We start from the raw sequence: 9,131 nt of genomic DNA, 5'->3' as shown, positions 1-9,131 counted from the left end.
GGTCAGACAACCGCCGAACACGCACAGGTTCTGCCACCCCGACAGCCTGGCCGCGACAACGCCGTCCAGCGTGGAGGCCGAGCGGCGTGTCAACCAACACCGTGAACGTTCGTGGTCAGAGCACTAGATCGGCCCCGAGTGCCCACCAGCGCGGCCGGCGGGCCGACACCGACGCGTGGGACCGGGGCACTCCACGGCACCCAGACGCGAGCGACGGAGACCAGCATGGCATTGAGGGATAGCTCGCCGGGACAGCCGAACCTGCGGGTCGCGGTATTCAACTTCGAAGCCGGCGGGCTACGCGACGGCCGCTACAATTTCAGCGACTTGGTCCGCGCCCGCGGCCCCGTCAGGGCCGACCTCGTGCTGCTGTGCGAGGCGAAAGGGTGGGCTGGCGACGGCCGGCGCGGCCTGCAGTCGGCGCTGGCGGCGTTAGATGCCGAGACCGGCCTGCCGTATGTCGGGGAACTGGCCCAGTGCGACCGGGGCCCGTTCGGCCCGGCGGTGCTGTACAACCCGGTCGTGGTCCGGCTGCGCTGCTGGCACGACGCCACACCGGCCACCACGCCCGACGACAAACGCGGTCTGGGCGAGTTCGAACTCCGCGGCAGCGGCGCACCGTTCTCCGCGGTCGTGCAGCACTGGGACCCCCGCTCCCTGGTCCGGCGGCGGCAGGAGGCCGAAACCGTCGACCGGTGGGGGGAGCATCCGGTGCCGGTGATCCTCGGCGGCGATCTGAACGGCACTGCGTCCGGCCCGCACCTGCCGCACTGCGACTGGACGCAACAGCAGTACGTCGCCCGCAGCCACCGAGCGGTGCAGGGACCGCCCGGCGTGTGGACCACGGACACCGCGGCAGTCGACCACCTGATCGGCCGCTGGGACCCCGCGCGCGGCGAACGCGTCGACGGCGCCGGGTTCTTCGCCGTCAACGAACTGGCGTGGCAGTCCGGCACACCGTCGCAGGAGGCATTCCGCAGGACCGTCAACAGCGACCGCGGCGGCGGCCTGCTCGTCGACTGGCTGCTGGCCAACCGGGCACTCCGCGACCGGTACGTGCCCGGCACCTACCTCGTGCACGTCCCGCAGACGCAACCGCACCCCTCCGATCACCGCCTCGTGACCGCGAGCTTCGCCCTGTAAAAGTTCAGCTCAGCGTGACTTTGCGGAGGCACATCACTAGCAGGCCAGGCTGATCAATGCTTGGTTGGCAGTGACGGGGTTCCGTGGTTCCGGCCCCTTCTACTTGGTCGATGGGTATCGCTGCGCGGTCAGTCGTGTCCACGGTGTACGGCGCCGCCGGTGCGCTAGCGGATCACTCGTCGCGTGCTGCCACATCTCGCGAAATCGTTCCAGGCCGCCAAGAGCCAGGTCGGGCTAGACCAGCACCAGGTCCGCCGCTGGAACTCCTGGCACCGGTTCACCACCCTCGCCATGGCCGCACTCGCCGTCCTGACGATCTGCGCCGCCGATGCCGCCACCCGCACCGCCGCTGCCGACCTGATCGACCTCATCGTTAACGAGATCCGCCGACTGCTCAACACGTTGATCATCCAGCCGATCCGCGACCACGCCCACCATCTGAGCTGGTCACAGTGGCGACGTCGGCACCAAGCCCGAGCCCGACGCGCCCACTACACACGACGGCTCAGCGTTGAACTTCAGCTATGATCCCGAACGGCGGCTGCCGTACTAGCCGCTCGATGCGGGGAACGCGACCCTGATGAGGGCGCGGAGGCTGGTGCCCGCGGTGGTCGGTGCGGCGACCCTTCCGCGTAACCTGTTGCTGCACGCCCCGCTCGCCGGGCTGCACCGGGCCGATCGCCGAGAGGATCTCCCGGCCGCCCACGAGAAGGTCCGTCGAGCCGAAGTGGTCATGGGGTGCGGTCAGCAAGCGCACGCGGCGACCGACCCGGATGACCACTTCGGCACGCTGTGGCCCGCGACTGCGCACGGCAACCGGCGGCTGGGGATGTCACCGCCGGGATCGACGTCGCCGTCCTCGCCGAGGAATACGCCAACCGGCGGAGGGCTTCCTTTCGGCCTGTACCGGGGCAGTGGGCAGGCGATCGGACTGCTCGCGCCCGTCCGCGGCATGTTCAGGTCGCGCATGATCAGGTCCGGACGGGCCGCGTCGGCGTGAGCGGCGCCGAGGCGCAGGAACTCGAGCGCTTCGATGCCGTTGGCGGCGATATGCAGCGTACTGGACAGCCGGTGTCCGGCAAACGCGTCGCTGATGAGCGCAACGTTGCCTGGGTCGTCCTCGACCAGCAGTACATACACCGGGAGCGCCGGTACGGTCATATCTGCCGCCTTCCACAGCACCCGCACCCCTGCGAGCTGCCGGCACGGTCTGCGGCGGCCGCAACACACGGACGAGGCCGTTCCCCGTGACGGAATCCACGGGCAGCGATGACTCAGCGGACAGACCGGCGCCACGGGGGAGGCGCCGGTCTGTCCGCCACAAGACGAGCCCAGACGCGACGTCCGCCAGGTCCCGAAGCGGCAACTCGACCCAAGCGAATCGCCACTATCCGCGCAGTACCCAACCTCATATCCGGCACATCGGCGACAAATACGGTCTTGACGCTGCAGACACCGGCAGGCCGACTGCCCTCGCAACGGCCCCGCACAACGCCGTACCACCCTGGGCGCCTGCCGACAAAGCGAGTCGGCATCTTCGCCCCGCTGGATGTAGCGCAGAGAACGAAGCGGACTTCGATGGAGCACCTCCGCCCTGCGCTACACCCCGCGCCGCGACCTCGCGCAACGTCACCCGGTCGGGGTAGCGAAACGATCTTCGTCGCTGGCAATCCGATGCTTGTCAGATGCCGACACAGCACAGGTCGTGGCGGGCCACCGGGATGGAGCACCACCCACGGCGTCTGGGTCGACCACGTGTAGGGGCCAGCTGCATAGTCCGGCTGGTGTCCGGGGTCGCCGGGGCGCCGTTGTTCCGGCGTCCACATCAGACCGTTACGCGCCTACGGCGGGTCGAACGGCAGCGCGAACCCCGGCTTACCTTGAGGTCAACTGTCCTGGTTCCGCTGCGATACAACGATGGCGGCGATGCCGAGCGCCAGCGCGGCAACCCCCAGGCCCTTGTGCCGGGCCAGCCACGAAGGCTGAGGCTTCGGGGGCTGCGGGTTGGTCCCGTCCAGGTTCCAGTGCTTCGCCCGCTCCCTGAGCCACTCGATGGTCCCCGGCTCTCTGCGGCGGCGGTCCGCCTCGCGCCTCGAGAGAGGGCGAGCGGAGTACCCGCCGCCGCTTGAGGGCCACGCCGCGCCCGAACTGTCCAGAGCGCTACTGTCTCTGGTCTGCTGCGCCTCTCGGTTGCTGATGGTGACCTCATCAAATGTGCGCATGTTGTCGCGATGGTTGTCCCACACACGCTGATCGTCGCGCTGCTGTTCCCATTGGTCCGTCATGTGGTCCTCCTACGCATTGCATGGGGTGAATGGTGATGGCCGACCTGCTCGGCTCAACATATCGTGCATCAGCACGTTTTCCGGCCGATCAACCTGCTTGCGCGCGCCGGGAGCGGCGACCCGCGACTGAACCGACATACGTGAGATCCAGGACGGCAGCCTGTGTACCAGTCTCAACCGGGCGGGGGCGGCAGGCCCCACCGCCCAGGCCGAGCGGGAATGGTGGGTCGCGTCCGGCAGAGTGCAGGCCCGGGTCTCGGCCATGACGCTCATTTCTGCCAACTCAGCGCAGGCACATCGAAGAGAAGCCTACTTCTCCGTGCCCGACATGCGGTGGTCAAGAAGGGGAACGGCGGCGGTCTGCACAGTGTGGCAGGTACGGATCGAGCCCAGCCTTACGAGAATCGACGGGGCGGGCGTGGTGGGTCAATGTCAGGGCCCCACGCTACGAGCAGGCGCTGCTCACCTGGGGCAGCGGCGCCACTATGGTGAGCCTCCGCGCACTCACCGCTCTGTCCGAGCGCGGTTATTCGGCGAAGATCCTCCTCTCGCAGCTCGCGTCGGCGTAGAAAAAACCTGCGCACCATCGGCCGGATCATTACGCGGCGCCCAGCGATCGCGAGGTCTGCTAACCGGCGCCGATACCGGCTATGCACCCGAGCGGTCGGACTCCGGCAGCTCGGGTACGTCGCGGCCGGCCCGACGCACCGGGCCTCGACATGAGCAGTTGACTCCGCCAGTACAAACTTGCTCAGCTGAAACACCACCCAGATCCAGGAGCAACGCGCCAACAAGGTCCACAAGGGAACGAATCAAGCCGTCAACATCCGTCGATCATCAGATGAGCGCAAGAGCCCACTTACGTGAGCGTCCACAGATGGCCGCCATGCCCTCCATGGCCGCCCATGGCCACGCTCAGCTGACCGGGCATGGGTGTTCGTCGTGCGTTCAGCTGCGACGAAACTTCTGCTCGTAGCCGTCGCCGGTGAGGACAAGGCTGGTGCTGGTGCAGGTGAAGCGGTCGGGAGTGTACTGCGGCGTGGGTTGTGACGTACCAAGCGTCTGATGGTTGTAGGCATAGGTGAGCGCCACTGACCCCTGTCCGCCCGAATAGGAGATTGTCGAGCCGGAAACCAAATACGTGAACGTCGCGTTCACGGTGGTGTTCAGTTCATAGAACCCGTTGCTGTCGCCGTATCCGGACAGCCGGCTGCGTTCGTTGACGGTCAACGCATCACCCGCGGCGAACGTGTAGGTCAACACTGAGTTCTGGTCGTACTGCAGGCGGACGTGGTCGTTGGTGCCCTGGATCCAGGCGGCGGAGGTGCGGTCGATCCAGCCCCCGGTGAGCTGGAACGTGCCGACGATGCAAGTAGCCGGGTTGTTGTCCGCATCGTCACGGACGAACCGCTCGCTGCCGAGGGTCAGCGTGCCACCGGTCAGCGCGAACGTCTCCGTCACCGGTGAACAGCCGCCGGACCCGGCCAGAGTGATCTGGCCGCCGGCAATGGTGAACTTGCCCGTGCACTGGCGTACCCCGCCGTTGGGCGTCGGCACCACATGGCTGAAGGTACCGGTGGCGGTGAACGTATACGTGTTGTGGCCGTACGAGCCGATGGCCGACCAAGTACCGACAATCTCCGCGGGTATCGGGCCGGAACCGGCGTTGACGTCACCGCCACCGCCGGTGGTGGCCGGGATGGCGACCGGCTGTTCATACGAGGACGGGGGTTCGCCTGCGCCATCGCCGTCGCAAGCCATCACCAGCAGGCTCACCAGCACCGTGACGGCCGCGACCTTGACATGCCGGACCGCCGCCCGGCGGGCGGTGACGCGTATCGGGCTCATGGTCTGAGCGTGGCGGCTGGACAGGTGCGGTCGTAGCGGGAAAGCCGCTGTCGCCGTCCATGGTTTTCCATGGGTCGCGCCGCGAGCGGCTCAGATGTCGGGGTGAGGGCCGCCCTGACTGCGCCCCCAGCGCAGGTATGCCAGCACAGCCATGACCCGGCGGTTGCGGCGGTCCGCGTCGTCGACGATGCCGTGTTCGGCGGACAACGCCGCATCGAGGTCCAGCTTGCGGTAAATGGATCGTTCGTGGCCTTCGATCGTGCTCTCCACAAGGAACAACCGCTTCGAGATGGCTTTGTTGGAGTAGCCCTGCACCAGCAGCGCAAACACCTCGAGCTCGCGAGAGGTGAGCCGCTGAACGCGGTCGTGCTCGCGTTTACGGTTGAGGAGCTTTGCGTAGAGCGTCTGGTCCATGCGGGTGTCGCCCGCAGCGACGGCGTGCATGATCGCGATCAGCTCTGGGATGTCCTCAATCCGGTCTTTGAGCAGGTACGCAGTATGCGGACCGAGTTTGAGGACCTCCTCCATCATCGGGACCTGATCGAACTGGGACACCACGACGATCGGCAGTCGGGGTCTGGCAGTCCGTAACTGCGTCGCGGCGACGAGTCCGGCGCCGAACTCCGGGGTGCGGTCTTCGTCGGTCCAGGGCATCTGCAGGTCGAGGGTGATCAGGTCGGGCGTCTCCGACGTCATCAGGTCTTGCAGCGCGGCGATGCTTCTGGCTATGCCGATGACCTCGATGCCGTGTTCGGCGAGCCCCGCCGCCAGGGCCTTACCGACGATCCCGCTGTCTTCCGCGACCATCACGCGCATGGCAGCACCAACCTCACCATAGTTCCCTGCCTCTGTCCTGTCGTGATCTCGAGGGAGCCCTGCAGCGCCGCGGCACGGTCCTGCATGCCGCGCAGGCCGCCGTCGCGTTCCTTGAGCATCGCACCGCCGACGCCGTTATCCCTGACTTCGACGTGCAGCTTCTGGCCCTGCTCGCGCGCGCTGACGGTGATCCGGCTCGCGCGGGCGTGCTTCCAGGCGTTGCCGACCGCCTCGCTGATGATGAAGAAGGCGGTCTCCTCTACCTTGGCCGGCCAGCGCCGAGCCTCGATGCTGAGGATGAGCGGAACCGGGGAACTGCCCACCAGGGCATCCAAGGCGTCGGCCAGCCCTTGGCTTGGCAGGACGGCGGGGTAGACGCCCTGGACCACCTCCCGGAGCTCGCGGATCGTCTCCTGGATGAGCCCCTCGAATTGTCCAAGCCACGCCGCGCTGTCAGGTCCCGGATCGCTCCGCGCCCTGCCGACGAACACTTGCAGAGCGGTTAGGCGGTGCTGCAGGCCGTCGTGCAGTTCACGTCCGATCGTTCTCCGGGTCTGCATCTCGACCTCGGCCATACCTCGCAGGTGGGCCCGCCCCTCGGCGCGTCTGCGGAGGTTGGCGTTGGTGATCGCAAGCTCGGCTGCGGCGACCACCGCGGCGAGGCGGCTCCGCTGGCTGGGGTGCTCTGCCAAGTACGAGTCGTGGACGATCGCGGCGACCGGCGCGTCGGACGGCCCGACGTAGGTGACCCTCCGATCGACCGTGTCCGGCGGTAGTGGGGCAGGAACGCCGTGCAGGTCGACGTACTCCCCTGAATCGGCGCGGCGGTAGTGAATTGTGAGGCTCGGATCGACGAGCGCCTCCGCGACCGCGGCGCGGAGACCGCCGTTGTCGTCCGTGTTTTGCTGCAACTGCCGCAACAGCTTCGACACGTCGCGGTGTGCCGCCTGCAACCGGTGGGCGTTGACCAGTGTGGTCAGCCCCAGCAGCAGAAGCGAGACGGCGTACGCCGACAACAGGGCAGCGACGATTTGCACAGAGGCATGCACCATCTGGGCGACCGCCAAGCCGATCAGCACGACGCCGATGAGGCTGACGTTGGGCCAGAACATCCCTCGGGCACGCCGCTCCGAGGGAGACTCCCCTCGCCAGCGCCGGTACGCCAAAGCCACGATCGCGGCAATGACGAGGACGGCGGAGATGCTTCCGATCGTGGCCCAGACCGAATACTGCGCGTGCGGGTCGCCCCAGCCCTGCGGGTGCAGGTCCTTCTCGACGAGGATCCGCATCCCTTGGGTGACCAGGACACAACCATATGCTGCGACGACAGCAACGCTTTCGAGGCGGAACTTGAGCCGGCCGAAGGGGGACGCCAACAGCAGGTGGGCGAGTACCGCGGTGTGCAGGTGGAAGAACCAGAACCCGATCTTGAACAGGAGATCGCTGGTGCTGTGTTGCAGATCACCGAGGTACCAGGTCGCGCCCTCCGCCCACAGCAGGAGACCCATCCGCCAGATCTCAGGCTGACGGATCCAGACGTAGAGGCCGATCGCCAAGAAGGTCACGCCGACGGGCTGAACCAAGGCATCCGCCCATGTCGGCAGCGCATCAGCGCTACGCGGCAGTAGCAGGGCCGTCGCCGCGAACGCAGCGCCCACGGCCCCGGCGACCACCGGCCCGAAACGCTCGACGGGTCCTGAGGTGCCAGAGGATTCGGCGGGTTTGAGCAGACGCATAGGCTCTTCATAGAGGCCGTATCTGGTCATGTACAGAGCAGCGCAGTGCCACGGCGTAATTCCATGGAAAACGGTTAGCAGATGGCAGTGAGCCTTCCGCGCAACGGTCTCAGGAGGTAGGTAGGCGTCGACCGGTGGCAGTCGCGAAGCGCGGAACCTGTTGTGGTGCACGAGAAAGACGCAGAACCCCGGGTTCTGCGTCGAGAGATGAGTGTCGGAAACACCGCCACGTTGACCATGTGCGAGGAGACCGTGCTGTTGGTCTCAAGCCCGCTGTACGCCAGACGCCAACGCCGAGACACTCGCGCCGGTACCCGCGCGGTGAGCTGCTTCAAGCAGGCGATCATGGTCATCCGCCGGTTCCTGGACACCACCCGGATCAAGCAGTTGGCCAGCGACAACACCATCGGCAGGTTCACCGCCTACGAATACCTGCACGAGGGTTTCGCCGTCCTCGCAGCCCAGGCCCCGAACCTGGAAGCGACGTTGGTCGCGGCGAAGACGGCCGGCTACGACCACGTCAATATCGACAGGACCGAATTACGTGACCGACCCCGTCAGAGGTGGGGAATTACCTGATCGCGGAACCGAAAAGTGAGGAATTTCGGGATCTGGCGATGATCTTGTGGTGGCTGGCGCGGGGGTGTTGCCATCCGTCTGATGTGGACTGTGGTAGCTGACCGCGGTGCGATCTTGAGTGGCTGCTGCCGCACTTGGCGAAGATCACGATCGACCGGATTCACGAGGCCGAGGGCCGGGTTTTGATCGAGGCCCGGTCCGGGCGCGATCGGGCCGCCTGCCCGGACTGCGGCACGGAGTCGGGGCGGGTGCACGGCCGCTATCACCGGCGACTTGCCGACACCGCCCTGACTGGACGGCCGGTGGTGATCCGGTTGCTCGTGCGCCGCTTGCTCTGCTGCCAGGCTGGGTGTGCCCGGGTCGCGTTCGTCGACCAGATCCCCGGCCGGACCAGCCCGCATTCCCGATACAGCGCGCCGCTGCTCAAGGCGTTGACGGCGATCGGGGTCGCTCTGGCCGGTCGGCCCGGGGAACGGCTGGCTCGACGGCTGGGCATGCCCCGTCGGACGGGACACGCTACTCAACCTGCTACTCGCCGCGCCGTTGCCGCAGCCGGGCGTGGTCACCACCCTCGGCGTCGACGATTTCGCCCTCAGGCGTGGACACGTCTACGGCACCGTGCCTCCGCCGTGGGTTCAGGCGAACTGAGGGTTCTTCATCGGGAACCCTGGGGTCTGTCGCGGTGGTGTGCGTGGTGGGCGTTGGGTTCAGGGTGAACTGGGGT

The 9,131-nt window shown here is 67.1% G+C and carries 9 protein-coding genes and 2 pseudogenes; 4 read left to right on the top strand and 7 right to left on the bottom strand.

The window, feature by feature from the left end:
* Window positions 1-225 precede the first annotated feature (225 nt).
* The gene (locus ABD901_RS57490; protein ID WP_345144668.1) at window positions 226-1,143 is read left to right on the top strand and encodes a hypothetical protein; all 918 of its coding nucleotides are present in this window, start codon (window positions 226-228) and stop codon (window positions 1,141-1,143) included.
* Between the two features lie 207 nt (window positions 1,144-1,350).
* Window positions 1,351-1,671, top strand: a pseudogene (locus tag ABD901_RS57485) (IS701 family transposase); the annotation flags it as partial.
* A 216-nt stretch (window positions 1,672-1,887) separates the two neighbouring features.
* On the opposite strand, the gene ABD901_RS57480 reads toward ABD901_RS57485, so the two are convergent.
* From ABD901_RS57480 to ABD901_RS57455, 6 genes are all read right to left on the bottom strand, one after another.
* The gene (locus tag ABD901_RS57480) at window positions 1,888-2,304 is read right to left on the bottom strand and encodes a response regulator (RefSeq protein WP_345144664.1); all 417 of its coding nucleotides are present in this window, start codon (window positions 2,302-2,304) and stop codon (window positions 1,888-1,890) included.
* Window positions 2,305-3,029: 725 nt separating this feature from the next.
* Entirely contained in the window at window positions 3,030-3,428 is a 399-nt protein-coding gene (locus tag ABD901_RS57475; protein ID WP_345144662.1) for a hypothetical protein, read from the bottom strand.
* 395 nt (window positions 3,429-3,823) lie between these two features.
* On the bottom strand, window positions 3,824-4,192 hold the full coding sequence (locus ABD901_RS59505; RefSeq protein ID WP_425556866.1) for a transposase family protein: 369 nt from the start codon (window positions 4,190-4,192) through the stop codon (window positions 3,824-3,826).
* A 184-nt stretch (window positions 4,193-4,376) separates the two neighbouring features.
* On the bottom strand, window positions 4,377-5,276 hold the full coding sequence (locus ABD901_RS57465; RefSeq protein WP_345144660.1) for a lipocalin-like domain-containing protein: 900 nt from the start codon (window positions 5,274-5,276) through the stop codon (window positions 4,377-4,379).
* A gap of 90 nt (window positions 5,277-5,366) precedes the next feature.
* The gene (locus ABD901_RS57460; RefSeq protein ID WP_345144658.1) at window positions 5,367-6,092 is read right to left on the bottom strand and encodes a LuxR C-terminal-related transcriptional regulator; all 726 of its coding nucleotides are present in this window, start codon (window positions 6,090-6,092) and stop codon (window positions 5,367-5,369) included.
* Window positions 6,083-7,828, bottom strand: a complete 1,746-nt coding sequence (locus ABD901_RS57455) for a sensor histidine kinase (protein WP_345144657.1) — start codon at window positions 7,826-7,828, stop codon at window positions 6,083-6,085. The genes ABD901_RS57460 and ABD901_RS57455 overlap by 10 nt, the downstream gene beginning before the upstream one ends.
* Before the next feature lie 165 nt (window positions 7,829-7,993).
* Between ABD901_RS57455 and ABD901_RS57450 the strand changes: the two genes are divergently transcribed.
* Window positions 7,994-8,407, top strand: a complete 414-nt coding sequence (locus ABD901_RS57450) for a hypothetical protein (protein WP_345144656.1) — start codon at window positions 7,994-7,996, stop codon at window positions 8,405-8,407.
* A 134-nt stretch (window positions 8,408-8,541) separates the two neighbouring features.
* A pseudogene (locus tag ABD901_RS59500) lies at window positions 8,542-8,733 on the top strand (transposase family protein); the annotation flags it as partial.
* Between the two features lie 202 nt (window positions 8,734-8,935).
* Here the strand turns inward: ABD901_RS59500 and ABD901_RS57445 are convergent.
* Window positions 8,936-9,131: hypothetical protein (locus ABD901_RS57445; protein ID WP_345144654.1), on the bottom strand; the 196-nt coding region annotated here is incomplete at its 5' end.

The sequence above is a fragment of the Dactylosporangium darangshiense genome (assembly GCF_039537565.1).
GTDB lineage: Bacteria > Actinomycetota > Actinomycetes > Mycobacteriales > Micromonosporaceae > Dactylosporangium > Dactylosporangium darangshiense.
Note: the sequence above shows the minus strand (reverse complement) of the source record. Positions and strands in the feature narration are given on the sequence as shown.